At 64.3% G+C, this 24,654-nt stretch carries 25 protein-coding genes and 1 tRNA gene; 17 read left to right on the top strand and 9 right to left on the bottom strand.

Features of this window, described 5'->3' with window-relative positions:
• Positions 1-4 precede the first annotated feature (4 nt).
• On the top strand, positions 5-1,906 hold the full coding sequence (locus ACNKW1_RS10385) for a diguanylate cyclase (protein ID WP_418364503.1): 1,902 nt from the start codon (positions 5-7) through the stop codon (positions 1,904-1,906).
• A gap of 21 nt (positions 1,907-1,927) precedes the next feature.
• Here ACNKW1_RS10385 and ACNKW1_RS10380 read toward each other — a convergent pair whose 3' ends face one another.
• Together ACNKW1_RS10380 and ACNKW1_RS10375 are read right to left on the bottom strand one after the other, a co-directional pair.
• Positions 1,928-3,439 carry a helicase HerA-like C-terminal domain-containing protein gene (locus ACNKW1_RS10380; RefSeq protein ID WP_418364502.1) on the bottom strand — a complete coding sequence of 504 codons (1,512 nt, stop codon included), beginning with the start codon at positions 3,437-3,439 and terminating at the stop codon, positions 1,928-1,930.
• Positions 3,440-3,477: 38 nt separating this feature from the next.
• A complete protein-coding gene (locus tag ACNKW1_RS10375) occupies positions 3,478-4,122 on the bottom strand; it encodes a hypothetical protein (protein WP_418364501.1) in 645 nt (214 codons plus the stop codon).
• Between the two features lie 132 nt (positions 4,123-4,254).
• Between ACNKW1_RS10375 and ACNKW1_RS10370 the strand changes: the two genes are divergently transcribed.
• The 5 genes from ACNKW1_RS10370 (at position 4,255) to ACNKW1_RS10350 (ending at position 7,215) form a co-directional block, all read left to right on the top strand.
• Entirely contained in the window at positions 4,255-4,980 is a 726-nt protein-coding gene (locus ACNKW1_RS10370) for a YebC/PmpR family DNA-binding transcriptional regulator (RefSeq protein WP_418364500.1), read from the top strand.
• A 241-nt stretch (positions 4,981-5,221) separates the two neighbouring features.
• The gene (locus ACNKW1_RS10365; RefSeq protein WP_418364499.1) at positions 5,222-6,094 is read left to right on the top strand and encodes a DMT family transporter; all 873 of its coding nucleotides are present in this window, start codon (positions 5,222-5,224) and stop codon (positions 6,092-6,094) included.
• Positions 6,095-6,129: 35 nt separating this feature from the next.
• Positions 6,130-6,447 (top strand): heavy metal-binding domain-containing protein, encoded by a 318-nt coding sequence (locus ACNKW1_RS10360; RefSeq protein WP_418364498.1) that lies wholly within the window; start codon positions 6,130-6,132, stop codon positions 6,445-6,447.
• A gap of 1 nt (position 6,448) precedes the next feature.
• On the top strand, positions 6,449-6,997 hold the full coding sequence (gene ruvC / locus ACNKW1_RS10355) for a crossover junction endodeoxyribonuclease RuvC (protein ID WP_418364497.1): 549 nt from the start codon (positions 6,449-6,451) through the stop codon (positions 6,995-6,997).
• A 142-nt stretch (positions 6,998-7,139) separates the two neighbouring features.
• Positions 7,140-7,215, top strand: a tRNA-Lys gene (locus ACNKW1_RS10350).
• Positions 7,216-7,432: 217 nt separating this feature from the next.
• Here the strand turns inward: ACNKW1_RS10350 and ACNKW1_RS10345 are convergent.
• Positions 7,433-7,582: a hypothetical protein gene (locus ACNKW1_RS10345; protein ID WP_418364496.1), complete on the bottom strand. Its 150-nt coding sequence runs from the start codon at positions 7,580-7,582 to the stop codon at positions 7,433-7,435.
• A 171-nt stretch (positions 7,583-7,753) separates the two neighbouring features.
• On the opposite strand from ACNKW1_RS10345, the gene ACNKW1_RS10340 reads away from it, so the two are divergent.
• The 11 genes from ACNKW1_RS10340 (at position 7,754) to ACNKW1_RS10290 (ending at position 16,827) form a co-directional block, all read left to right on the top strand.
• Positions 7,754-8,422: a methyltransferase family protein gene (locus ACNKW1_RS10340; RefSeq protein WP_418364495.1), complete on the top strand. Its 669-nt coding sequence runs from the start codon at positions 7,754-7,756 to the stop codon at positions 8,420-8,422.
• Between the two features lie 33 nt (positions 8,423-8,455).
• Entirely contained in the window at positions 8,456-9,556 is a 1,101-nt protein-coding gene (locus ACNKW1_RS10335) for a VanZ family protein (protein WP_418364494.1), read from the top strand.
• 95 nt (positions 9,557-9,651) lie between these two features.
• The gene (locus ACNKW1_RS10330) at positions 9,652-9,975 is read left to right on the top strand and encodes a (2Fe-2S) ferredoxin domain-containing protein (protein ID WP_418364493.1); all 324 of its coding nucleotides are present in this window, start codon (positions 9,652-9,654) and stop codon (positions 9,973-9,975) included.
• Complete coding sequence (locus ACNKW1_RS10325; protein WP_418364492.1) at positions 9,972-10,628, top strand: alpha/beta hydrolase; 657 nt, start codon at positions 9,972-9,974, stop codon at positions 10,626-10,628. Before ACNKW1_RS10330 ends, ACNKW1_RS10325 begins: the two co-directional genes overlap by 4 nt.
• 242 nt (positions 10,629-10,870) lie before the next feature.
• Complete coding sequence (locus ACNKW1_RS10320) at positions 10,871-11,482, top strand: glutathione S-transferase (protein ID WP_418364491.1); 612 nt, start codon at positions 10,871-10,873, stop codon at positions 11,480-11,482.
• A 106-nt stretch (positions 11,483-11,588) separates the two neighbouring features.
• Complete coding sequence (locus tag ACNKW1_RS10315) at positions 11,589-11,840, top strand: type II toxin-antitoxin system Phd/YefM family antitoxin (protein ID WP_418364490.1); 252 nt, start codon at positions 11,589-11,591, stop codon at positions 11,838-11,840.
• Positions 11,840-12,268, top strand: a complete 429-nt coding sequence (locus ACNKW1_RS10310; protein WP_418364489.1) for a type II toxin-antitoxin system VapC family toxin — start codon at positions 11,840-11,842, stop codon at positions 12,266-12,268. The genes ACNKW1_RS10315 and ACNKW1_RS10310 overlap by 1 nt, the downstream gene beginning before the upstream one ends.
• 221 nt (positions 12,269-12,489) lie before the next feature.
• Positions 12,490-12,984, top strand: coding sequence for a pilin (locus ACNKW1_RS10305; RefSeq protein WP_418364488.1), 495 nt, complete (start codon positions 12,490-12,492; stop codon positions 12,982-12,984).
• Between the two features lie 147 nt (positions 12,985-13,131).
• A complete protein-coding gene (locus ACNKW1_RS10300) occupies positions 13,132-15,084 on the top strand; it encodes a tetratricopeptide repeat protein (RefSeq protein ID WP_418364487.1) in 1,953 nt (650 codons plus the stop codon).
• A 4-nt stretch (positions 15,085-15,088) separates the two neighbouring features.
• Complete coding sequence (locus tag ACNKW1_RS10295) at positions 15,089-16,015, top strand: glycosyltransferase family 2 protein (RefSeq protein ID WP_418364486.1); 927 nt, start codon at positions 15,089-15,091, stop codon at positions 16,013-16,015.
• 29 nt (positions 16,016-16,044) lie between these two features.
• Positions 16,045-16,827, top strand: coding sequence for a TylF/MycF/NovP-related O-methyltransferase (locus ACNKW1_RS10290; RefSeq protein WP_418364485.1), 783 nt, complete (start codon positions 16,045-16,047; stop codon positions 16,825-16,827).
• On the opposite strand, the gene ACNKW1_RS10285 is transcribed toward ACNKW1_RS10290, so the two are convergent.
• Genes ACNKW1_RS10285 through ACNKW1_RS10260 form a run of 6 tightly spaced genes read right to left on the bottom strand, consistent with a single transcriptional unit; the run spans position 16,780 to position 24,595 of the window.
• Positions 16,780-17,694, bottom strand: a complete 915-nt coding sequence (locus tag ACNKW1_RS10285; RefSeq protein ID WP_418364484.1) for a lysylphosphatidylglycerol synthase domain-containing protein — start codon at positions 17,692-17,694, stop codon at positions 16,780-16,782. The two genes, ACNKW1_RS10290 and ACNKW1_RS10285, sit on opposite strands and share 48 nt — an antisense overlap.
• A complete protein-coding gene (locus tag ACNKW1_RS10280; RefSeq protein ID WP_418364483.1) occupies positions 17,691-18,491 on the bottom strand; it encodes a class I SAM-dependent methyltransferase in 801 nt (266 codons plus the stop codon). The genes ACNKW1_RS10285 and ACNKW1_RS10280 overlap by 4 nt, the downstream gene beginning before the upstream one ends.
• Positions 18,484-19,623 (bottom strand): glycosyltransferase, encoded by a 1,140-nt coding sequence (locus ACNKW1_RS10275; RefSeq protein WP_418364482.1) that lies wholly within the window; start codon positions 19,621-19,623, stop codon positions 18,484-18,486. The genes ACNKW1_RS10280 and ACNKW1_RS10275 overlap by 8 nt, the downstream gene beginning before the upstream one ends.
• Positions 19,620-21,458 carry an asparagine synthase (glutamine-hydrolyzing) gene (asnB, locus tag ACNKW1_RS10270; RefSeq protein WP_418364481.1) on the bottom strand — a complete coding sequence of 613 codons (1,839 nt, stop codon included), beginning with the start codon at positions 21,456-21,458 and terminating at the stop codon, positions 19,620-19,622. The genes ACNKW1_RS10275 and asnB overlap by 4 nt, the downstream gene beginning before the upstream one ends.
• A 7-nt stretch (positions 21,459-21,465) precedes the next feature.
• Positions 21,466-22,647 (bottom strand): glycosyltransferase, encoded by a 1,182-nt coding sequence (locus ACNKW1_RS10265; RefSeq protein WP_418364480.1) that lies wholly within the window; start codon positions 22,645-22,647, stop codon positions 21,466-21,468.
• Positions 22,637-24,595, bottom strand: a complete 1,959-nt coding sequence (locus ACNKW1_RS10260; protein WP_418364479.1) for an acyltransferase family protein — start codon at positions 24,593-24,595, stop codon at positions 22,637-22,639. Before ACNKW1_RS10260 ends, ACNKW1_RS10265 begins: the two co-directional genes overlap by 11 nt.
• Between the last annotated feature and the right edge of the window lie 59 nt (positions 24,596-24,654).

The following is a 24,654-nucleotide window of genomic DNA, read 5'->3' as shown; positions in this document are numbered from 1 at the left end:
CAAAATGATAAAAACGCTCGAACACATTCCGCTCGAAGGCGAGTTGCCGAGCCCGAAAGGGGCTGCGCTCGCCATTCTGGAGGCCTGCCGCCGCGACGACACCACGACTGCGGAGATCGCACGCATCTCGCAGACCGACCCCGCACTGGCCGGCCGCCTCATCCGCAACGCCAACACCGCTGCCAATGGCCGGCGCCCTGTGGTGTCGGTCACCGACGCGATCATGAAGCTCGGCACGGGCACGGTCCGCAACCTCGCGCTCGGCTTCTCGCTCATTGACCAACATCATGCCGGCCCGTGCCGCGGCTTCGACTACGACGGCTTCTGGGCACAGTCTCTGCTGGGCGCGCTCGCCATGCAGCGTTTCAGCGCCATGGCAGGCATTGGCGCCGCCGAAGAACTCTTCGCCTGCGGCCTGCTGTCGCAGATCGGCAGGCTGGCGCTCGCCACCGCCTACCCCGGCCCCTACGCCGAACTGATCGGCCAGGCCGACGCCCCCGGCCGCCTCGCCACCCTCGAGCGCGAACGGCTGCACACCGACCACAACGAGCTCACCGCAGCCCTGCTCACCGAGTGGGGACTCCCCGGCGCGCTGGTCGAGCCCATTCTGCATCACGAGTGCCCGGACAGCGCGCCCTTCCTCGCCGGTTCGCGGCCATACCAGCTCACCCGTCTGTTCCACCTTGCCCAGCGCGTGGGCGGGCTCGCCACAGCGGTCGAGGCCGAGCGCAACCGGCTCGTTCCCGAACTGCTGCTGCTGGGCGGAAGAATCGGCCTCGACGCAGAACAGTTGGCCACGCAGATCGACGAGATCGTGCGCAACTGGCAGACCTGGGGCGAGTTGCTCAACGTGCCCGCCCGCGCCCTGCCGGGCTTCGCCGACATGGCTGCCGCGCCATCGCCCGGCAATGCACAAGGACCGGAACAGTCCGGACTGCGCGTGCTGCTGGTCGATGACGACCCCACTAGCCGCGCCTTGCTCGCGGCTGCGCTCGGGGATACCCTCGGCCATCAGGTGGTCACCGCCTCGAGCGGCGAAGACGCGCTTGTGGCTGCCCTGCAGTTCTCCCCCCAGATCGTGATCACCGACTGGGTGATGCCGGGGATGAGCGGCCTCGATCTCTGCCGTGCCCTGCGTGCGGCCGAGTGGGGCAAGAAGATGTACATCCTCATGCTCACCGGCCTCGATGCGCGCGAGGACGTAGCAGAAGCCTTCGAGGCGGGGGTGGACGACTACCTCGGCAAGCCGGTCGACCTGCGCATGCTGCGCGGACGGCTACGCGCGGCAGCGCACTACGTGCAGCTGCTCGAGGCCTGGGAGCGCGACCGCGCGCAACTGCGCGAATTCGCCGCCGAGCTCGCGATCTCCAACCGCAAGCTCATGCATGCCGCGATGACCGATCTGCTCACCGAGCTGCCCAACCGGCGCTCAGGACTGGAGAGCCTGTCCAAGGCATGGGCCGCAGCGACCCGATCGGGGCAGCCGCTGTCGGCACTGCTCATCGACGTCGACCACTTCAAGCGCATCAACGACGGTTTCGGCCATGCTGCGGGCGACCTGGTACTGCGCGAGGTTGCAGCGGCCCTGCAGGCGGCCGCGCGCAAGGACGACGTGGCCTGCCGTCTGGGCGGAGAGGAGTTCCTGGTGATCTGCCACAACGCCGACCTGCGCTCGGCGGTAAGCGCGGCCGAACGTCTGCGCAAGCTGGTGGCAGGCCTGAAGGTGCAGGTCGGCGAACGCAGGCTGGCGCTTTCGGTCAGTGTCGGCGTGGCCAGCCGTGAAGCCTCGATGACCGACCCCGACGCGCTCGTCAACGCGGCCGACAAGGCACTCTATGGCGCCAAGGAATCAGGCCGCAACCGCAGCTGCATCACCATCCAGGGCCGTCTGCGCTGCTTCTCCTGAGCACGGGCGGCCCTGGACACCTCAACGGCGGCTGCTGCCACCGAGCAAAGAGCCCAGGATACCCCGCACGATCTGCCGCCCAAGGTTGCTGCCGATGGTGCGCGTGACCGTTTTGGCGGCGATCTGTACCAGACCGTCGCGCTTGCCGCCGCGCGGGCCGGTGGAGCCGAACAGGATCTCGCTGACCATGCCGCCGGTGTCCTCGCCACCGACCTCCTTCGCCGCTTCACGACCGGCTTCGACCGCAGCCTTTGTGGCCGCGCTGGCCTTGAGCATCTCGTAGGCGGATTCGCGATCGACCGCCTTCTCGTAATGCCCGTAGAGCACTGAGCCGGCGATTGCCGTCTTGCGTTCGGCTGCGTCGATCGGGCCGAGGCGCGAATCGGGCGCGATCACGAAGCAGCGCTCGGTGACCTGCGGACGGCCCTTTTCATCGAGGAAGGAGACCAGCGCCTCGCCCACGCCCAGTTCGGTGATCGCCTCCGCCGCGTCGAAGGCGGGGTTCGGGCGCATGGTGTCGGCAGCGGTCTTCACCGCCTTCTGGTCGCGCGGGGTGAAGGCACGCAGCGCGTGCTGCACGCGGTTGCCGAGCTGGCCGAGCACCTCGTCGGGCACATCCAGCGGATTCTGGGTGACGAAATACACACCCACGCCTTTCGAGCGGATCAGGCGCACGACGTGCTCGATCTTCTCGACCAGCGCCTTGGGTGCGTCGTCGAACAACAGGTGGGCCTCGTCGAAGAAGAACACCATCTTCGGCTTGTCGGGGTCGCCCACCTCGGGCAACTGCTCGAAGAGCTCGGACAGCATCCACAGCAAGAAGGTGGAGTAGAGCTTGGGCGAGTGGTAGAGCTTGTCCGCCGCCAGCACATTGATCACGCCGCGGCCGTCAGCGCCGGTCTGCATCAGGTCGGCGATGTCTAGCATCGGCTCGCCGAAGAATACATCCCCGCCCTGCTCTTCCAGTGCCAAAAGGTTGCGCTGGATGGCGCCAATCGAGGCGGTGGAGATGTTGCCGTACTCGGTGGTGAAGCTCTTCGCGTTCTCGCCCACGTACTGCACCATCGCACGCAGATCCTTGAGGTCGAGCAGCAACATGCCGTTGTCGTCGGCGACCCTGAACACCAGCGTGAGCACGCCGGTCTGTGTGTCGTTGAGATTGAGCAGACGCGCGATCAGTAGCGGCCCCATGTCGGAGATGGTGGCGCGCACCGGGTGGCCCTGCTCACCGTAGACGTCCCAGAACACGACGTTGTTGGCGCGCGGCGTGTAATCGGTGATGCCGATCGCCTCGAGCCGCTGCAGCAGCTTGGGCGAGGCGGTGCCGGCGGCACCGATGCCGGAGAGATCACCCTTGATGTCCGCCACGAACACCGGCACGCCGATGCTGGCGAAGGACTCTGCCAGCTTCTGCAGCGTCACCGTCTTGCCGGTACCGGTGGCGCCGGTAATCAGGCCGTGGCGGTTGGCCAGACGCGGCAGCAAGCAGATTTCCTTGTCGGCGGTCTTGGCAATCAGCAGCGCATCGGTCATCGCATCACCTCGGAGTTGTCAGCGTGCGCCCGAGTGTATCAGGGCACCCCGCAGCCCGCGATGCAGGCGGCGTACGCCGACTCGCAGTCGGCACACTGACCAGCCGCGCAGCGCGCCTGACAGCGGTAAAGCGGCGCGGCACACGCCCGGACGCAGGCATTCCAGCCGGCCTGGCCCGCCGCGGGCGCACCATAGACCCCACGCCCCGATCCAGCAGCGCAGGCGGCGAGGGCAAAGTCACGGCGCGGCCCGGGTACCCGGGCCCACTCGTCGTCCGCAAGACGCAGGTCGGCCACCAGCGCGCCCAGCCCGTGCGCATCGAGGAGCCCCGCGCGGCGCAGGCTATCGACCGCGGCGCAATCTGCGCGCCGCGCACGGTCGGCATCGAGATCCCCATGTGCCGGGTAGCCGAGGTGGATGCGCGCACAGGCCTGTGCGAACAGGAAGGCTCGGGTGAGCGGCAACAGGCGCGGGAGCATGGCGGGGTTGTAGCGGATCACCGCAAGCCCCCCTTCCACCCCGGTCGTCACCACGGCCGGCAACTGCTCGTCGCGCAGCGCCGGCACCGGCGCGCCACGCGCATCCACACAGCCGCCATAGACAGGCTCGACGCCATCGGCCGCACACACACCGCCCGTCACGAGCGCAGCCATGCACCCCAGGATCCAGATCAACTTGCGCACAGCCTCCCCTCCTCACCTCGTTCGTTGCGCGCCGCGGTCGGCCACACGCAACGCATCGCGCGGATGCAGCCGACCTTCGTCGGGTTGTATACTGCGCCACTTTCAACCGATTACGGCAGTATCGAGGGTCATATGGCGGGTCATTCCAAGTGGGCCAACATCCAGCACCGCAAGGGTCGTCAAGACGAAAAGCGCGGCGCGGCGTTTTCTAAGCTGGCGAAGGAGATCACCGTCGCCGCCAAGATGGGCGGAGGTGACCCGGGCTTCAACCCGCGCCTGCGCCTGGCGGTGGACAAGGCCAAGGGCGTGAATATGCCCAAGGACAAGATCGACAACGCGATCAAGAAAGGCACCGGCGAACTCGAAGGCGTAAGCTACGAGGAGATCCGCTATGAGGGCTACGGCATCGGCGGCTCGGCGGTGATGGTCGACTGCCTCACCGACAACCGCACCCGCACGGTCGCCGACGTGCGCCACGCCTTCTCCAAGTACGGCGGCAATATGGGCACCGACGGCTGCGTGGCCTTCCAGTTCAAGCACTGTGGTCAGCTGCTGTTCGCCCCCGGCACCAGCGAGGACGCGCTGATGGAAGCCGCGCTCGAAGCCGGCGCCGAGGATGTCGTCCCCAACGACGATGGCTCCATCGAGGTCATCACCGGCCCGTGGGAATTCACCGCGGTGAAGGAAGCGCTGGAGGGGGCTGGCTTCACCGCAGAGTTCGGCGAAGTCACGATGAAACCCGAGAACGTGATCGAACTCGCCGGCGACGAGGCCGTTCGCATGCAGAAGCTGCTTGACGCGCTCGAGAGCCTGGACGACGTGCAGGAGGTCTACACTTCGGCGGAATTCTCCGAGTAAAACGACCGGCTCCGCAAGACTCGAAGCGGCGCGCGGCGCCGCTTTTTCTTTTGTGCGGGGCACAGGGTGCATCGGGTCCCGTTCAAGCGGCCTCTCTGGCTGGGGGGCCTGCCCGCGAAGGCGGCGCCGAGCCCGCGCCAACGAGCCACCCCGCGATCCGGGCCGCCCCCTCCCAGCGAAACCCTCCCAGCACAATCCTCCCAACACAATCCGTACAAGCAGCATCCATCCGACCCGCGCCATGTCCGCCCTCTCCCGCCTGCTCCCCCTGTTCTTCGTGCTGCTGTGGAGCACCGGCTTCATCGGCGCAAAATACGGCCTGCCCTACGCGGAACCGCTCACCTTCCTGGTGACGCGCTATGCGCTGGTGATCGCCTTGATGACGCTGGTCGCGCTCGCGATGCGCGCACCCTGGCCGGCAAACGCACGCGAAGCTGCGCACATCGCCGTCACCGGGCTGCTGCTGCACGGCATCTACCTGAGCGGCGTGTTCATCTCCATCGACCGCGGCCTGCCTGCGGGCATCTCGGCGCTGGTGGTGGGGATGCAGCCGCTGCTCACCGGCGCGCTGGCCGGTTTGCTGCTCGGCGAGCGCGTATCCCGGCGACAATGGATGGGTCTCGCGCTCGGCTTCGGCGGCGTCGCCCTGGTCGTGGGCAGCAAGGCAAGCGTCGACAGCCTCGCGCCCGAAACGCTCTGGCACATGGTGATGCCAGCGGTCGCGGCGCTGTTCGGCATCACCGCCGGCACGCTGTACCAGAAGCGCTTCTGCCCGCGCTTCGATCTGCGCACAGGCTCGGTCGTGCAGTTCCTGCCTACGCTTGCGGTATCCGCGATCATCGCCCTGAACACCGAGACCATGCACATCGAATGGACGGGCGACTTCATTTTCGCCCTCGGCTGGCTGGTGGTGGTGCTGTCGGTGGGCGCTGTGAGTCTGCTCGGGCTGCTGATCCGCAGCGGCAGTGCGGTGAATGTGGCCAGCCTGTTCTATCTCACCCCGCCCGCGACCGCACTGATCGCGTGGGCAATGTTCGACGAGCGCCTGTCCGCGCTGGCGATTGCCGGCATGGGGGTTGCCGTGGGCGGTGTATGGCTGGCGCGCAAAGGCTAGAATCGGGCCTCCACCCCACCGCGCAGGAGCATGCCATGCTGATGACCACCACCTCGAACCTCGACGGTCGCCCGATCCGCCAGTACCTCGGCGTCGTCAATGGCGAAGCCATCATCGGCGCCAACCTGTTCAAGGACCTGTTCGCCTCGATCCGCAACGTGGTGGGCGGCCGCGCCGGCGCTTACGAGCGCACCCTGGCCGACGCGCGCAACATCGCCATGGAAGAGATGCAGGAGGCCGCCGCCAAGCTCGGCGCCAACGCGGTGATCGGCGTCGATGTCGACTACGAGGTCCTCGGCCAGGACAACGGGATGCTCATGGTGTGCGTCAGCGGCACTGCGGTGCAGATCTGACTTGAGCGCGGCCAGCCAGACCGTCGCCACCCGCATCCTCGGCCTCGATCCCGGGCTGCGCATCACCGGCTTCGGACTGGTGGATCAGCTCGGCAGCCGCCTGCGCTACGTCGCCAGCGGCTGCATCAAGACGCAGGACGGCGAGCTCCCCGGGCGCCTGAAGACCCTGCTCGACGGCGTGCGCGAGGTCATTGAAACCTACCGCCCGGACGTGGTTGCGGTGGAAAAGGTCTTCGTGAACGTGAACCCGCAGTCCACCCTGTTGCTGGGCCAAGCCCGCGGCGCGGTGATCTGCGGCGCGGTGTCATGTGACCTGCCGGTGGCCGAGTACACCGCGCTGCAGGTCAAGCAATCGGTGGTGGGCTACGGCAAGGCGCACAAGGAACAGGTGCAAGACATGGTGCAGCGCCTGCTGGCGCTGGACGGCAGCCCCGGCGCCGATGCCGCCGACGCGCTCGCCTGCGCCATCTGCCACGCCCACGGCAGCCAAGGGCTGGGCGGGCTGGCCGGCGTCGGCAGCCGCCGCCGTGCCGGGCGCATTCTCGGCTGAACCCCGCCGGCGCCGACTTCACCGTCCCGAGCCTGTAGAGGTCAACGAGACCGGTTTGTGCAAGACCTATTGCGCCACCGCGCCCGTCGGAGTAAGATCCGCGCTCTTCGACCGGGCGCCAATCCGGTCCGCCGCAAGGCACGGGGGTATAGCTCAGTTGGTAGAGCAGTTGACTCTTAATCAATTGGTCCTAGGTTCGAGTCCTAGTGCCCCCACCAACAAATTCAAGCACTTAGGCCAGTTCTCGCGAACTGGCCTTTTTGCTTTCCGGGGCCATGTAGCCACCATGTAGCCAAATCCGGGCGGTGTAGCCACGCGGCCAGCGCACGGGGCGCGCTCTAGGTCAGCGCTTTCGTTGAGAAGGTGACAGCGAAGGCGATTGCTTCCAACTCGGCAAGTTTGCGACGTACTTCAACAAGCTCGTGCAGGCGCTCATCATCTCGGGCGCATCTCGGGCGCACGCTGCACCGCGGGCATGCCGGCTGCGCGGGCCTTACACAGGTCATAGGCGGCCTGCTGCGCAATCCAGGCGTCTGCACTGCCACCGTTGGCCACGCCAAGCCAGCCTTCAATGCGCAAGGCCATTTCGGGCGAGATTGCAGCGCGCTTCGGGGTCCCACAGGAAGGATTGCGCGGTGCCATCGGCGCAGGTGAAGCGGCGGATTCGTTCCGGGGTCAGGCGCTCGCGTATCTATGGTCGATGTATACCTCATTGCGCCGCGCGACCTTCGCCGCGATTCATGGTGTACTCCCCCCATGCCCCTCACCCCCCTACAGATCGCCGCACTCGTCCTGGCCTGGCTCGGCTACGCCGTCCTGCATTCGCTGCTCGCGAGCCTGTGGCTCAAGCGGCGCGTGGCGGCGCGCTGGCCGCGGGCGGCGCCCGCTTACCGGATGATGTTCAATGCACTCGGCGTGCTGCTGCTGGTGCCACCACTGTGGCTGACCTTCGCGTGGCACGGGCCGCTGCTGTGGGCATGGGAGGGCGGCTGGGCCTGGCTGGCGAACGGCGCGGCACTGGCTGCGATCGGGGGCTTCATCTGGTCGACACGCTACTACGACATGGCGACCTTCCTCGGCAGCGAGCAATGGGCGGCGCATCACGGCGCAGCCGAGGATCCCGGCGGCTTGCGCCTGTCGCCCCTGCACCGCTACGTGCGCCATCCATGGTATGGCCTCGGACTGGTGATCCTGTGGACGCGCGACATGGACGAAGCCCGCCTGGTGAGCAGCCTTTGCATCACGCTCTACCTGTGGCTGGGCTCGCTACTGGAGGAGCGCAAGCTGCTGGCGTTTCACGGCGAAGCCTATGCACGCTACCGTGCGCGGGTGCCGGGACTCCTCCCACTGCCCGGGCGCGTGCTGCGCGCAGACGAGGCGCGCGCACTCGAGCAGCTCGCCCGCACGCCCATCCGCAAGGTCTAGCCCGCTACACCCCAAGCCGGGCACAATGCGGCGATGTCCGACCGCGCCACCCGCTCGCTCGCACCGCCGCTCACCCTGGCCTACGCCCTGCTCGTGGCCTATGCGTGCCTGCACCCGCTGACCGGGTGGCGAGACAGCGGGCTGCCGCCCTTCGACTGGCTGTGGGCACCGTGGCCGAAGTATTTCATCCTCGAAGACTTCGTCTTCAACATTCTCGGCTACCTTCCGCTCGGCCTGCTGCTCGCGGCCGCACTGCCCGCACACTGGGGCTTTGCGAACAAGGTGATCATGACTGCGCTGCTCGCCGGCCTGTTCAGCCTGGGCCTGGAAACGACGCAGAACTACCTGCCGACACGCATCGCCAGCAACCTCGACCTGGGCGGCAATACCGCGGGGGCGCTGCTCGGCGCGCTCGCAGGCGCCGGCTGGGGGCCGGCCCTGTTCGGCCCCCAGGGCCGGCTGCAACGCTGGCGCGCACGTTACGTGATCGGCGGACGTAGCGGCGAGGCAGGCCTGCTGCTGCTGGCGCTGTGGCTGCTCGGACAGCTCAGCGCCACCGACCTGCTGTTCTCCAGCGGAGACCTCCGCAGTCTGCTCGGCATCGCCGCCCCCCTGCCCTTTCGTGCCGACCGCTTCATCGCCTTCGACACCGCCCTCACCGCCAGCGCCCTGCTTGCCGTGGGCTTATTCACCCGCTGCATGACACGCGGCGCCAACCCCTTTCCGGTGCTGTGGGTGCTGGGGCTGGGCGTCGGCGCCAAGACGCTCGCCACCTGGTCCTTCTTCGACCCCGGCACGCCGCTCGCCTGGCTCACGCCGGGGGCGGAGCGCGGCCTTGTGATCGGCGCCGTCCTGCTGCTGCCATGCCTGCTGCTGCCGCGGCTGGCGCAGCATGCCATCGCCGGCACCAGCCTGCTGCTCGCCACGGCGCTGGTGAACCTGATCCCCGAGAACCCCTATCTGCCGTACGGCCGTCAACTGGCCAGCTACAGCAACGTGCTCAACTTCCACGGCCTGACCGAGCTCGTGGACAGCCTGTGGCCGTATCTGGCACTGGCCTACCTGTCGGCGCTCGGGCTGTGGCGCGGCGAGCACCTGGGCGGCCCGCCGCTGCGCAGCGGGCGGCGCCTATAATCGGGCCAGGCCGCACGCCTCCCCCTCACCTTCAACCCCGCACCTTCAACCCCTCAGCCCCACCCCTCAGCCCCAGCCCGAAACCGGGAGACCCCATGAGCTACTTCACACACCACGTCTTCTTCTGCTGCAACCAGCGCCAGCCGGGCGATTCCTGCTGTAACAACCACGACGCCTCGACACTGCAGACCTACGCCAAGGACCGCAGCGCCGCGCTCGGACTCAAGGGCAAGGGCAGTGTGCGCATCAACAAGGCCGGCTGCCTAGGCCGCTGCGACGACGGCCCGGTGCTGGTCGTCTATCCCGACAACGTCTGGTACACCTATGTCGACAAGGACGACATCGACGAGATCATCGACAGCCATCTGGTGCAGGGCCGCATCGTCGAGCGCCTGCGCCTGCCGGATGACGCCGCATGAGCCGCCCGCTGCCCACCGAATCCGCCCTGCTGCGCGGTCCCGCCGGCAACATCGAGGTGCTGATCGACGCGCCCGCCACCGTCCGCGGCATAGCCCTGGTCTGCCACCCGCACCCGCTCTTCGGCGGCGCCAACACCAACAAGGTCGCGCACACGCTGGCGCGTGCCTACCGCGACCTCGGCTACGCCGTGATCCGCCCCAACTTCCGCGGCGTGGGCAGAAGTGAGGGCGAGCACGACCACGGCGAGGGCGAAACCGAGGACATGCTCTCGGTGATCAGCTGGGCCGAATCACGCTGGGGCGTGCAGCCACTGGCGCTGGGCGGCTTCTCGTTCGGCGGCTACGTGCAGGTGCGCGTCGCCACCCGCCTTGCCGACGGCATCGCACCGCCGCGCCAGCTCATCCTCGTGGGCATGGCTGCGGGCGACACCACCGGCAGCGGGCGCAACTACGATACCCCCCCCGTGCCCGCCAACATCCCCACGCTCGTCGTCCATGGCGAACAGGACGAAACCGTCGCACTCTCCAACGTCCTCGGCTGGGCACGCCCGCAGGAACTGCCGGTGGTCGTGGTGCCGGGCGCAGACCATTTCTTCCATGGCAAGCTGCACGTGATCCGCACGCTGATCGCACGCAACGTCGATCCGGCCTGAAAGCCCCGGAGGCCGGTCTTTTCGCGGGCAACGCTGCCTGAGGGGCCGGCGCGCGCGAATCGGGTACTCGGCGAGGCTGCTTTCACGACAAAGCCCGCGTCCACACCCCCATCCGCTTTCCCTGCCCCCCATCCGCTTTCCCTGCCCCCCATCCGCTTTCCCTGCCCCCCATCCGCTTTCCCTAATTCCCGCCCCCTGATGTGCGGCGTATCTTCTCTCCACCCCACGGGAGATACGTCACCATGAAACTGCTCGCCTCGCTCACCAGCCCCTACGCCCGCAAGATCCGCATCCTCCTCGACGAAAAGGCGCTGCCCTTCGAGCTCGTCGTCGACTCGCCCTGGGAAGCCAACACCCGCATCCCCGAGCTGAACCCGCTCGGCAAGGTGCCGGTGCTGATCGCCGACAACGGCGAGACCTTCTTCGACTCTCCGGTCATTGCCGGCTACCTCGAAACCCTGGGTGCACCGCCCGCGCTGCTGCCCGCCGACCCGCTCGACGCCGTGCGCGTACGCCAGACCGAGGCGCTCGCCGACGGCGTCACCGATGCCGCCGTCGGCGCCCTGCTCGAATCCCGCCGCCCCGACGGCGAACGCAGCGATCGCGAGATCGCCCGCCAGAAGGACAAGATCGACCGCGGCCTGGCCGAACTCGAACGCCGCCTCGACCACCGCCACGCCTTCAACGGCGCCGACATGCAGCTCGGCGACATCGCCGCCGCAGTCGCCCTCGCCTATCTGGACCTGCGCTTCCCCGACATCGACTGGCGCGCCCGCCATCCGGGGTTGATGCCGTTTGCCGAGCGCATGTTCGCGCGCGAGAGTTTCAAGCGCACGCAGCCGCCGGCGGGGTGAGGGCGAAACGTGCCCTACTCGTTGCGTATGCGCCGGGTACCCGGCGTGACACCTACACCCGCCCCGACTACACTACAGTTAGTCAGATAGTCACGAAGGCACCGTCATGCGTACCCTCACCCTCGCCGAAACCAAATCGCACCTGTCCGCCGTCGTCGATCAAGTGATCGCCGGCGAAGAGATCGTCATCACTCGCCGCGGCAAGCCCGTCGCCCGCATCATCGCCGAGCCCGTGCAACCGGCCGCCGACGCCGCAGCCATCGCTACCGAACTGCGCGCCTTCGTGCTCGCCCAGGCTCCTCAACCCCGCACGGCAGCGGAAGTCGTGCGCGAAGCGCGGGACGGGGCACGCTACTGATGGCCTTGTATGCCGACACCTGCATTCTCCTGCCACTGTTCTTTCGCGACGCCAGCACCGATGCCGCGCTCGCGTGGCTCGAAGCCAGCGCCAGCGAGACGATCCTGATCAGCCCGTGGACGCGCACCGAGTTCGCCAGCGCCGCCGGGATCATGGCGCGCAGGGGCGATGTCTCCACGGACCTCCATCGCGAGGGGCTCGAGCGCTTCGACACGCTCGTCAGTGCGCGACTCGCTGTGGAAGCAGTCGATACCGCGGACTTCGACCGCGCCAGAGGCTGGATTGCCGACTACCGCAGCGGACTACGTGCGGGCGATGCGCTGCATCTGGCCGTATGCATGCGCTTGAGCGCGACACTGTGCACAGCGGACGACACGCTGGCGCGGGCGGCAGAGAGGGTCAGCGTGGCCGTGCAGCGGGTGGGGTGAGCATATGAAAGACCTGACCCCAGGGTCTAGTCCGCCGGACCGCCGCGCCTTGCCTTTGTCACATATTGACAACCCGTTCCGGGCGGTTTGTCACATTCAGACCGAAATCGTGTCAAGTCAGCGGCACTACGTCACGGAAATCCAGGGCCAGAAGTTGGCACGGGGGTTGCTTATGAGTAGGCAAGCGGGCTTTCCGTGGTTTCTCATCGAGGAGAACTGACATGAAAAAGATTCAACAAGGCTTCACGCTGATCGAACTGATGATCGTTGTGGCGATCATCGGTATTCTGGCCGCGGTGGCACTGCCGGCGTATCAGGACTACACCATCCGTACCCAGGTTTCCGAAGGCATGAGCCTGGCCTCTGGCGCGAAGAATGGTTATGCCGATTTCATTGCGAATCGCGGCCGTCTGCCTAACGGCGGCAATGCTTCGGTAGGAGTGGCTGCGCCGGCAAGCATTCTGGGCAACTACGTTCAGAGCGTCACTGCCAACAACGACGGCTCGATCGATGTGCTGTTCGGCAATCGCGCAAACAACGCCATCGCAAACCAGGTTCTGACCTTCCGCGTTGCGGTTGATGCAATGCCGAACCCGAACACCAACGTGGCCTGGGTGTGCGGCAATGCGCCGAACCCGAACGCTACGCAGGCTGCGATCGGCGCGAACGGAACCACCGTGCAAGACAAGTACCTTCCGGCCGACTGCCGTCAGTAATGATCTGACCGGGCCTACCGCTTCAGAAGTCCCAAGCCGTGCTGCCGTAAGGCAGCACGGCTTTTTTGCGGGTAAGCTCCTGGGCAGTCCTTCCGAGGCTTGTCGCCCGAGCCTCGAACGTCAAAGCACGGCCTTACAGATCCGCACATGAAACCCTCGGCGCTTTACCGGCTAGCCACCCTCTGCCTGTTAACGACCGGCGCCATCGTTTACCTGCCCGGCCTTTCGGGGGGATTCGTATTCGACGACTTCCCGAATCTCGTGTACAACGAGCGCCTGACAGCCGTTTCCGGCTGGAACTGGCCGGAGATCTGGCGAGCGGCCTGGTCGTCGGAATCCGGCCCGCTCAAACGGCCGCTCAGCATGCTCAGTTTTGCGTTTGACCACGCATCAGCCGGGCTGGACCCGGCCGCATTCAAACGCACAAGCCTCGCGATTCATCTGCTCTGCGGTCTCATCATTTTCATGCTTGCGCGCATCCTCATGCGCAGGCTGATGGCCGCCAACCTCGCCCAGGACACTCGCCAGGCCGACCTTGCGGCTCTGCTCGCAGCCGGACTGTGGCTGCTGCATCCCCTGCAGTTAACGAGCGTGCTGTACGTCGTGCAGCGCATGGCCAGCCTGGCGGCATTGTTCAGCGCATTGGGCATGCTCGCCTACGCAGTCGGACGGGAGCGACAGATCAAGGGGCAGAAGGGCTTGCACCTGATCGCCGCCGCCTATCTGATCTGTCTCCCACTGGCAAGCCTGAGCAAGGAGAACGGCGTACTGCTGCCCGTATTCCTTCTGTTGCTGGAGATGTTCTTCTTCCGCCTGCGCGCCACCTACCAGCACCAGCGCACGATACTGATCACCCTTCATCTCTTCTGCGCAATCCTGCCCGGAGCGCTCGGCACCGCATTCCTGATCGTGTCGCCGGACTGGATCCTCCGCTCCTACGACAACCGCGACTTCGGCTTGTACGAACGCCTGCTCACCCAAGCCAGAGCACTTTGGTTCTACCTCTCCGTGATCGCAGTTCCGGACATCACGCGAATGGGGCTATATCACGACGATTTCGTGGTGTCCCGCGGGCTGCTGACCCCCCCGATAACCGGACTCGCGGTGGGCGCCCTCGCAATGGCAGTGGCCTTGGTGCCCTTCTGCTGGCGTCGGTGGCCGGTCCTCGGGTTTTCAGTGCTCTTCTTCCTTGCTGCGCACGCGCTCGAATCTTCCTTCTTCGGTCTCGAGATGGTGCATGAGCACCGCAACTACCTCGCCAGCTTCGGCCCCCTTCTTGCCTTTGGATATCTGGTCGGCAGTTGCATGCGACGGTGGCCCGACTCCAGGCGCGCCATGCTCCTCGGCGCCGCCGCGCTGTTGTGCGTGACCGCCTCGGCGACCGCGCTGCGTGCATGGCATTGGGGCGACGACCTGCAGCGCGCCCGGCTGGATGCAAGAAACCACCCTGATTCGCCCAGGAGCCGCATCGACGCGGGCATACAACTCATCGCCCTGGCAAACCAGGTCGCGGCCCCCGAAGCACTGCTTGACGAGGCGCGATCGAATCTGGTTCACGCCGCAGAGCGGGACAACTACGGCGCCACCGCGCATCTTGGGCTCATCGTCGTCGACAACCGGCTTGGCCGACCGGTGGACAACGCCTGGCTGCAGCGAACCCTGGACCGTTTGCGCACCCCACCCATCGCGTCAGCCACGCCGGGCGCCTTCATCAAGCTGCTGCAGTGTCATCGCGCTGGGCCATGCAGCTTCGAGCCCCGGACCATCAAGGCGCTGGAGGACGCGCTTGCCGCCAACCCGGCGCTGCGCCCATTCGACCAGGCAATGATAGACACGGAATTCGCCCAACTCTACATGGATGCCGGTGACGCCCTCAGCGCATTGGGGTATACACGACAAGCTGTTGCACGAGCGCCTGATGCGCCGCAACTCTGGCTCAATCTGGCAGCAACACTGCTTGCCAATGGGCAGCCGGGCGAGGCAGCAAATGCGGTGGACGAGGCCGCACACCACGACGTGGACCGGTTCCATGTGCAGCGGATCAGCACAATGCGAGCGCAGATTGCGAACTGGCGCGGGAACAACTCCAGGCAGGATTGAGGGCATGAGCGAAACCAGCACAAAGCAACCGGATCAGGACATGCAAAGGCACACCCCCCGCGTGAGCGTGGTTCTTCCTGCACGAAACGAGGCCGGCGCCATTGGCGGGGTCGTTCGGAAGGTGATCGAGTGCGTTCCCGATTCAGAGGTGATCGTGGTGAGCGACGGCTCGACCGATGGAACGGACGAGCTGGCACGGGAAGCCGGCGCGAGAGTGCTGCGACACCCCTATTCCAAGGGCAACGGTGCGGCGATCAAGGCGGGGGCCCGGGCTGCGCGGGGCGACATCCTCGTATTCCTGGATGCTGACGGTCAGCATGACCCAACGGACATCCTTCGCCTTCTGGTTCGCCTGGATGAGGGCTACGACATGGTCGTCGGCGCTCGTCAGTCCGGTTCTCAGGCAAGCATCGGCCGCGGCCTGGCAAACGCGATCTACAACCGGCTTGCAAGCTACATGACGGGCCACCCAGTCGCGGACCTTACCTCAGGGTTTCGGGCGGTGCGGGCGCACTTGTTTCGCGAGTTTCTGTATCTTCTCCCCAACGGGTTTTCATATCCGACCACGTCGACAATGGCTTTCTTCCGGGCAGGCTATTCCGTCGCCTACGAGCCGATCCATGCAGCACCCCGTATCGGGAAAAGCCATATCCGGCTCGCGCACGACGGCGCACGATTCTTGCTGATCATTTTCAAGGTCGGATCCCTGTATTCACCGCTGAAACTCTTCGCCCCTGTTGCCGCCACACTGTTTTTTCTGGGAGCCGGATGGTATGGGCATACGTTCATTGCCGAGGGACGTTTCACGAACATGAGCGCCCTGCTGTTGACAGGGGGAGTGATGGTGTTCCTGATGGGTCTGATCTCCGAGCAGATCACCGCACTCATGTATCGCGATACAGAGTCGGATACGCAAGAGCGTCCGCAGTAAGGATTGGCCCTCAATCAGCGCGTAATCTCATGTTTACATCGAAACGTATCTATAAGGGGCTCAGGGCTGTATTGGCTGGCCCCAAGCCCTTACGCCGGCGCGCGTTGCTGGAATTGACCCGCGTGATGGCGGAAGCGATGGGCGGCCACTATGTCGGGGACGACTACAAACTGTGGCTGGAGGACGAGGCGTTTGTCCGCCGATTCAAGCAGTTGTCACCTCACAACGCCTTCTCGATGGAACGCAAGTACGCTTTGCGCGAGTTGGCACGCAGCGTTGTCGCACTCGATGGCGTAGCCGCCGAATGTGGCTGCTACGTTGGCGTATCGGCGTGGTTCATTGCGAGTGTGCTGAATGGAACAGACTTCTATCTATTCGACTCCTTCGAGGGGCTCTCCGAGCCTTTGGCTTCGGATCGCCCCCCGGATGGCCTGCCCCAATGGCAACGGGGCGACCTAAGTGCCACCGAGAGCGAACTACGCCACAACCTGGCCGAATTCAAAAACATTCATGTTCTCAAGGGCTGGATACCGGAGCGCTTTGGCGATGTGGCCGAACAACGCTTCAAACTGGTGCATATCGATGTCGACCTGTTCCAGCCAACGCGCGACAGTCTGGAATTCTTCTATCCGCGTCTGGTCGACGGCGGATTGATTGTCATGGATGACTACGGGTTCGCGAATTGCCCAGGGGCATTCGATGCCGCAAACGCCTTCATGATGGACAAGCCAGAGAGCATCATTCACCTGCCGACAGGCCAGGGGCTAGTCATCAAGCGGGGACGCGTCAGCGAGGCGCCTCTTGAGCAATAAGGCAAGTGCTGCAGCGGCAAGCAGGTGACCGAGTCGGATCACGATTGCGATGGCCACCGCGCTTTCCAGTTCTACGCCCGCACTTCGAGCGAACAGCACCCACACCGCGTCGGTGATTCCGAGCCCATTCGGTACGAACGCAATCAAGCTCAAGACAACCGTTAGGCCCGACAGCGCAACAGCCTGAGGCGCGGTGACGTGCGCCCCCAGGCCATTGAAGCCGACGAGATACACCGCGCTCATTGTCAGGACCTGGAGCACGAACCAGGGGTGTGCCGATACAGGCACTGGAGCACGGAGTGCATCGATGGCCCGCCCTAAGCGCCCGGAGGCTTGACCAGCGCGCTTGTTGCGCGCCAGTAGACGGGTCGCAAGCATCGCGAGCCACGCACCGCCACACCCAAGCGTAATGGCCACACCCAGTGCCCATCCGGTGAACGGCAAGGCCAGGGAGGACAGCAGCAAGGCATACTCCAGGCCCAGCCAAACCTGTCGCAGACTTGCGACCGCACAGGCGCTCAACCCCATGCCATGACGAACCAACAGGGTCGTTCGGGCAGCCAGCCCGGCAACCAGCGGCGCGACCACGGAAACCGCCGCAGACACAGACCAGATTGCGAGCGTCACCGTGAACTGCGGGCGGGACGTATCCGGAACCACGAGCCGAAACGCCATTGCCTGAACAATCAGACCGAATCCGGACAGCACCGCCAGTAGCAACATGATGTGCCACTCGGCGGCCGCCTGGCGCCAAGGATCGCCGCCCATGCGCCACAGGAAGGCAGCAACGAGCACGATGGCGAGCAGGTAGGCGGCTCCGCGGACCCATCTAGTGCGTGATGGCGACAGCTTCAATGCGAAAGTCATTTCACGCTTGCGCCCTTCGCGCCACGATTGCATCGACGAAGAACAAAAACGTGACACGCACTGCCGAACAGTGCCGCCATGCGTTTGCGGACCGGGATGCTGAGATGGTGTCCGAATAAAGCATATCCGGAATACAAGAGCCCACTTGGAATGAGCCCAACAACCCTGAAGCCATTCAATGTAAAGACGCGGACCCAGCGTGCCCGCCTGAAGTAGAAGGCCTCGTTCAGCGCATTGCCATGCTCGCCATGCCGATTGGCGTATAGAACCCGTTGCCACAACGCGGCGCGCCCCCCTCCAAAGCGCCCGCTCCGTTCTTCGGTCCCTGGAGCGGCTCGACCAGACCCTCGCCGGCCGAGGATGGCTTGAGCGGTCACCTTTACGAGCCATGGGTAGTGAACGAGCATGGTCAGAACACGCCATGCTGCGCTCGGCAACACATGCACAACGATGCCATCCGGCACCAGAACCCTCGAGATTTCCCTTTGCATGTGCTCGGTTTGCGCTACGTGCTCAAGCACATTGGACGAGAACACAATATCGAAACTGTTGTCCTCGAACGGAAAGACCGAACCGTCATAGTCGATCACCGGCCAGACCCGATCTGATGCGTATCGACTGCCTTCCAGGTCGATGGCGGTCACGTCATATCCCCTGGCTGACAAGGCCCGCGCCTGCTCTCCGGTGCCTGCGCCGATTTCAAGGAGACGACCACCGCGCACCCCATGCTTCGCGAGCAGGGCAAGAACGGACTCCAGTTCGTTCCGGCGCAGCGTTGCCAGATATTCGTTATCCATGCACACGATCCGTAGCGGCCTGCTTTACAGCAGTCTCCAGCACTTTCAACAACAGATTTGCCGCATCGGACACCCGCTCGCAAGCGTCCGCTGGGCAACGCTTCGCATCAGCCCGGGGCATACTCAGTTCATCTATGGCCATGGCCAGTGAGTGAATTTCACCGCAGGCAACCAGGTGGAACTGGTTGAGGTCGTAGCTCATTCTTATTGCATCGACGGAAGCATCGTATCGCGTAGCCACAATCGGCAGGCCGAAGTGCATGGCCTCCAGAAGCGTGTTTGGATAGCCCTCCCAGTGCGAGGGAAGCACGAATCCCATTGCATTGCGATACCAGGGATAAGGGTTGTCTCGAACGCCCGGCATATGCACACGTTCTTCTAGACCCGAATGGCGCACGAGGCGTTCGAGCCTCTCACGCTCGGGCCCCTCGCCGAGTATCACGCAGCGCGGCGGATCTGGCAGAGTGGCCAAGGCTCGAATCAAGTCCGCATGTCCCTTTTGTGGGGCAAGCCGGCCGACTGCAAGCAGATAGGGGCGCCACGCGCGAATCTCCGCCTTATCATCCTCGAACATCGACAGGGAATCGACCCGCTCATGGTCGACCGGATTGGGGATGACCGCGATACGCGCCGGGTCGAGCCCCGCACGCCGTTCGAGTTGCGCAGCCATCGGCTCCGTGAGGGCAACGACACGATCGGCACGCGAATAGAGCAGGCGCATGGCGAGCCCGCGGCCACCGATGGAACCATGCGGAAGGGTTACCGCTTCGCGAACGACCAAAGGAAAACTCTGTTGGCAGAGAATTCGCGCTGCAATCGCAACGAGGTTCGCACCCGTAAGAGTCGACAACATGACCTCTGGGGGGCGTCGCCGCAGTTCACGGGCAAGGCACCACAGCGTCCGCAAACCAAAGCGCCAAGCGGGACTCGGCGGACCGGCGGCAAGGTCGATCACATCGACACGTGGGTCAAGTTCGGTCAGCAGCGGCCCGGTGCCCCTTGCCAGGATCAGGCGTACCCCATGTCCACGTTGAAGAAACTGGCGCGCCAGCGTGACAAACACTCGCTCTGCGCCCCCCATCTCGAGGTCGGGGATGAACAAGGTGATGGTGAACCGGGATGACATGCTCATGCAGCGAAATCGCTCAGGCTGGCATGAAGCATCCACAGGCGATAGCCATGGTCACGCACGCCAGCGCGATGCTCGGCGAGCAAACGACGACCTTCATTGACGTCTATGAATCCGCCATGAGACGTGAGGCTCGCCTCCAGCTGATCACCGAGTTCGCCACGAAACCACGTGTGAACGGGCACCGCAAAGCCTTGCTTGCGGCGCTTCCAGGTGTCGCGGGGAAGACAGTCGGCGAAGGCATTGCGTAACCAGCGCTTTCCGCAGCCAATGCGGAGGTGCTGCTTTGCTCGGCGCGTCATCGCCAGCTCAATGACTTTGTGATCCAGGAAGGGCGCGCGCGTTTCAAGACCATGAGCCATGCTGGCTCGGTCCACCTTTACAAGAATGTCTTGCGGAAGATAGACAAGCGCATCGGCGTGCAGCATGCGATCCAGATCATCAAGGGCACACTCTTCAGGCAAGCCCGCTGCGCGATGACCGCGATGGACCAGGTCGGGAAAGAGGCCAGCATACGCTTGCGGATGAAACATCAATGGAGCGGTATAGGGCGTTTCGGACGCGACCCGTCGCGCAACGTCGACGAACAGATGGGCCTTCTTGAGCAGGCTTCGGCTGTGATGGGCTCCGGGTTCCGGCAAGGCTAGGAGTGCGCTTTCGGCCAACTTGCGCAAACCGGAGGGCAGCCGGGTGTACCAGCGCAGGATCGCGCGCGCCTGATAACGCTGGTAGCCGCCGAAAAGCTCATCCGCCCCATCTCCGGAAAGCACCACTTTGACGTCACGTGCAGCCAACTCGCTGACCAGCGCAGTGGGGAGAATGGATGAGTCGGCGAAGGGCTGCCCCAAGTGACGGGTAAGCAAGGTGTCCAGGCGTTGCTGATCCCAGGCTGCAAGCGGTGCGCGGTGGTGGTCTGTGCCAAGGAAGCGGGCAATGGCCTCGGCGTAGCGGCTCTCGTCGAATGCAGGATCCGTGAAGCCGATCGTGTAGGTCTTGAGCGGACGATCCATCAAAGGCTGCGCCAAGGCGCACACCAAGGATGAGTCAATGCCTCCAGAGAGAAAGGCGCCGACCTCCACGTCGGCTACGAGCCGCTTGCGGACCGCGTTGGTGAGGGTCTCGCGCAGGGCGTCGTCGTCCTGCGCCGCGCCACTGCCCGGCGGAGGAAGGCGCCAGTATGGGCACTCGAATGGGGGGGCCTCGGGTCGCCAGCGAACCCAATGCCCAGGCAACACCTCCTTGACCCCCTCCCAGGTGGTGTGGCCGGGCAGACAATAGCCGTGGCGAAAGTAGTCCGCGAGACCGTCGACATCCTCCGCCCAGTCCTGCTCATCGAGTCGTCGCAAGGCAGGCAGTTCGGAAGCACACAGGAAGCGGTTACCTCCACGCGCCGCATAGTAGAGCGGCTTCTTGCCCACTCGGTCGCGGCACAGCAAGGCAGTTTGCTCGTGCATGTCCCAGAGCACGAACGCCCACATGCCTTCGAGTTGATCGACGAAATCGATGCCGTGAAGGCAAAGCCCGGCGAGCAGCACTTCGGTGTCACCCTGTGTCAGGAAATTCCAACGCGCCGCCAGAGTGCGTCGAAGCTCGCGATAGTTGTAGATTTCCCCATTGAAGGCGAGCAGATGGCGCCCATCTGGCGAGCGCATGGGTTGATGGCTTGCGGCGAGATCGACGATTGACAGGCGAGCATGGCCCATGACGAACTTTTCGCCCGCTTCCACGCGCTGCTCGTCCGGTCCACGATGACGGAGCGCGACCATGGCGGCTTCGATACGGGCTTGGCGCACTTCAGTGCCACATCCCGGCTGGTACAGAAAGGCAAACCCACACATGGTTGGCTCAGGCTCCGCTAAGGTCTGCGTAAAGCGCAAGGTAGCGCTGGGCGCAATGATGCCAGTCGATCCCGAGTTCGCGTATGGTTGCACGGGCTGCGGAGCCTAGTTCGATTCGAAGCCGGGGTTCTCGGGCAAGCGAGCGTAGCGCTACGCGCAGTCCAGCAACATCGCCCGGCGGGACCAGCAGGCCATTTCGCCCATGGTCGATGAGTTCGGCGATACCAGGCAGATTGCTGGCAACAACCCCACGCCCGGCAGCCATCGCTTCAACCACGACATTCGGTCGCCCCTCGGCATGGCTCGGCAGCACAAGTGCGTCGTGCACCGAATACAGTTGGCACATGTCTTCAGGCGGAACGCTGCCGATGAAGTGGACGTTCTGTGAAAAACCTGATTCCTGGGCCATCTTTTCCAGCGCGACACGCTCCGGCCCCTCACCGGCAATGGTCAGGCTGAAGGGAGCATCGAACCCGGCCAGCGCCTCTAGAAGCTCGTGCGCCCCTTTGCCGCGTATGAGGTTGCCTGCGAACAGAAGTCGAAGCGGTCCCTCGGCAGAAGGAGGCGGAAGCGCGAGCAGTTCGGCAGAAACACCATTCGGTATGAAAATCATCTTGTTTCGATGGCGCGGAAAGTGCTCGATGAGCTCAGTGCGCATCGGATCGCTGACCGTGACGACCACCTTCGAGAGGTTCAGCACACCCCGCATGATGAGGCGCTTGAGTCGCGAGCTCCCCAACCCGGATACATCGGAGCCGCGCAATGTGACTATGGTGGGCCGAGCCATGAGACGGCCAGCGAGTCCACATACCAACCCGGTAAGCGACCAGTTGGCATGAATGACATCGGCTTTCCAGCCGCGGAGCAGGGTGGCGAAAAAGAGGCCGGCAAACAAGCTCACGGCCAAGACGGCATTGAAGGGGCTGCGCGCCAGCGCAGCCGGGATGCCCCCTGGCAGGTGGGCAAGAGAGCGGTAGCGCCGCGGCGCGTAGCGCACGACCACGACCGGGTAGGCGGCATAGGATCCATCACCATCGGCATTGCTTGCCGGCGCGACCACCGTAAGCGCCACATGGGTTTGCAGCGCCTCGACCAGACGGCGAACGAATATACCGCTGACACTATTGGGCTGCATGGGATACGAGGTGGACACCATGAGCACTTCGAGCTTGGAGGAGCTATTCGTCATTTGAGACGGCCTCATCCAAACGTTTCCCCAGTGCCTCGCTCAGTGAGTCTGCAAAACTCGCGGTGAGGTGCATCGAGTCCCGAAAGACAATCGCGCCGCGTAACTCGGCCCGACAGCGCGCATCCGGGCAGACAAGGTCGTTTAGATCCAACAGGTGAACGTTGGGGTAGCCCGCTGCTGCGGCACTCAAGGCGCGCCATGCAAGCTCGTTTGCGGGGTTCTCAGCCGGCCCCTCGCACGGCTTTCGAAAGTCCGCGGCAAACAAGGGCATAGGCGGGCGCGACAGGCAGGCAGGCCCGTCGAGCGGCAGGGCAGGGGTGGGCCGCAAGACGATCACATGCTCAGAACTGGGACTGAGTATGTCGAACACACGGGCGCTGCCCTGCTCCCATTGGAGTGCAGAAAACTCATAAAACGCACTTGAACCGATGATCACTAAATCTGGGCCGAGTGAAGCGATGAGCTCGAGCGCGCTTTGGCGCCAGGTTGCACATTCGGTGTATTGCCGGCGTAGGCGCGGGTAGAAGTAGGGCCCGTCCACAATCGGACAGGCAGACTTGGTAATAACCAGCAAACGCCAGTCCGGCGCCAGAAACTGCTGCTCAAAAGCGGGAAACCATTGCAGGCCGATACTATCGCCGATGAGCACTGCGGTGCGAGTAGCATCGACGTTTCCAAAGCTGCAGACCTTTACCACATCGCTGTGATACCACTCATCGCAGCCCAAAGAGTAGATCTTCGGTATGTCGTTTCGGGCGTCGAGCACACGTTGCTCGGCACCCGCTGCAACCCATTCGTCTGCTTGCTTATGCCATTTGGTCAGCAGCGAACTACTCAGTGCAATAAGCACAACGAAAACGAGCACAGTGTGGGTCACCGACGTGCGGGCACACAGCCGACGGAACGGCCGCTCGATGACGAGATGGGTGAGTACGGCCAGTAACAGGGCGATGCCGACGAGCACGAGATTACCTTCGGGCTTCGGCTCCAGAATGAACTCTGCACCAAGTAGCAACACCGGCCAGTGCCACAGATACCACGCGTAGGATACGCGCCCAAGATAAAGCATGGGGCGAACGCTAAGTACGGCAGCCACGAGATTGCCGAACCTCGGGTGTGCTGCGGCAATTAACCAAGCCGTACCGACTGTAGGGAGCAAGGCCCACCCACCAGGATAGGCTTGCGTACCGTCGAGCAATGCGGCCGCGATAAGGATACAGAGTGCCCCAGCCAGTGACAGCAGTTTGGCAACGACTTGTGAGAGGGGGTGCGTGGTACATGCTAGCCAAGTCAGGGCACCCGCAGCGAACTGAAAGGCGCGTGTCGGTACAAGGTAAAAAGCATATGCCGGCTGTTCCCTGGACAGTTGCAGCGAGAGAAGCAGGCTGAGGACAAAGACGCCTGCAAGAAGACCCAACAATCGGCTCGACGAGCCATCTGGGCGTGCGCCGCGACGCGCTGCGAGAAGGAGGATGAGGGGCCAGATTAGGTAGAACTGCTGCTCGACGCCGAGCGACCACGTGTGGAGAAAGAGGTTGCTGGACGCGCTTGGCCCAAAATAGGCAAGCTCCGAGAAGGCGAAGAGGAAGTTGCTATACCAAGCCATCGCCGCAGCTGCAGCGGCGAGTTGCTCAGGAAGGATTTGCGGCGAAAGAACCGAATAAGCAAGCGAGCAAGTCGCGACGACCATCACGAACAAAGCTGGAAACAGCCTCCCCAATCGACGGGCGATGAAGCGGAAGTAATCGACGCGGCCTTCGGCATGCTCAGTCAGCAACAAACCGGTAATTAGATAGCCTGAGATGACGAAAAAAACGTCGACGCCGACGAAGCCACCGGAAAATCCCGGAATGTTTGCATGGTCAAATACGACCAAGAGAATAGCCACGGCACGCAGCCCCTCGATGTGAGTCTGATGCTGTAGGCGGGGCGTTATCGTTGTTTGCATTGAGGGGATATTGTCTGACAGAAGAAATAGGGGACAGACCCCAATTTTCCTCCCTCCAG

Source organism: Thauera sp. WH-2, assembly GCF_048321015.1.
GTDB lineage: Bacteria > Pseudomonadota > Gammaproteobacteria > Burkholderiales > Rhodocyclaceae > Thauera.
Note: the sequence above shows the minus strand (reverse complement) of the source record. Positions and strands in the feature narration are given on the sequence as shown.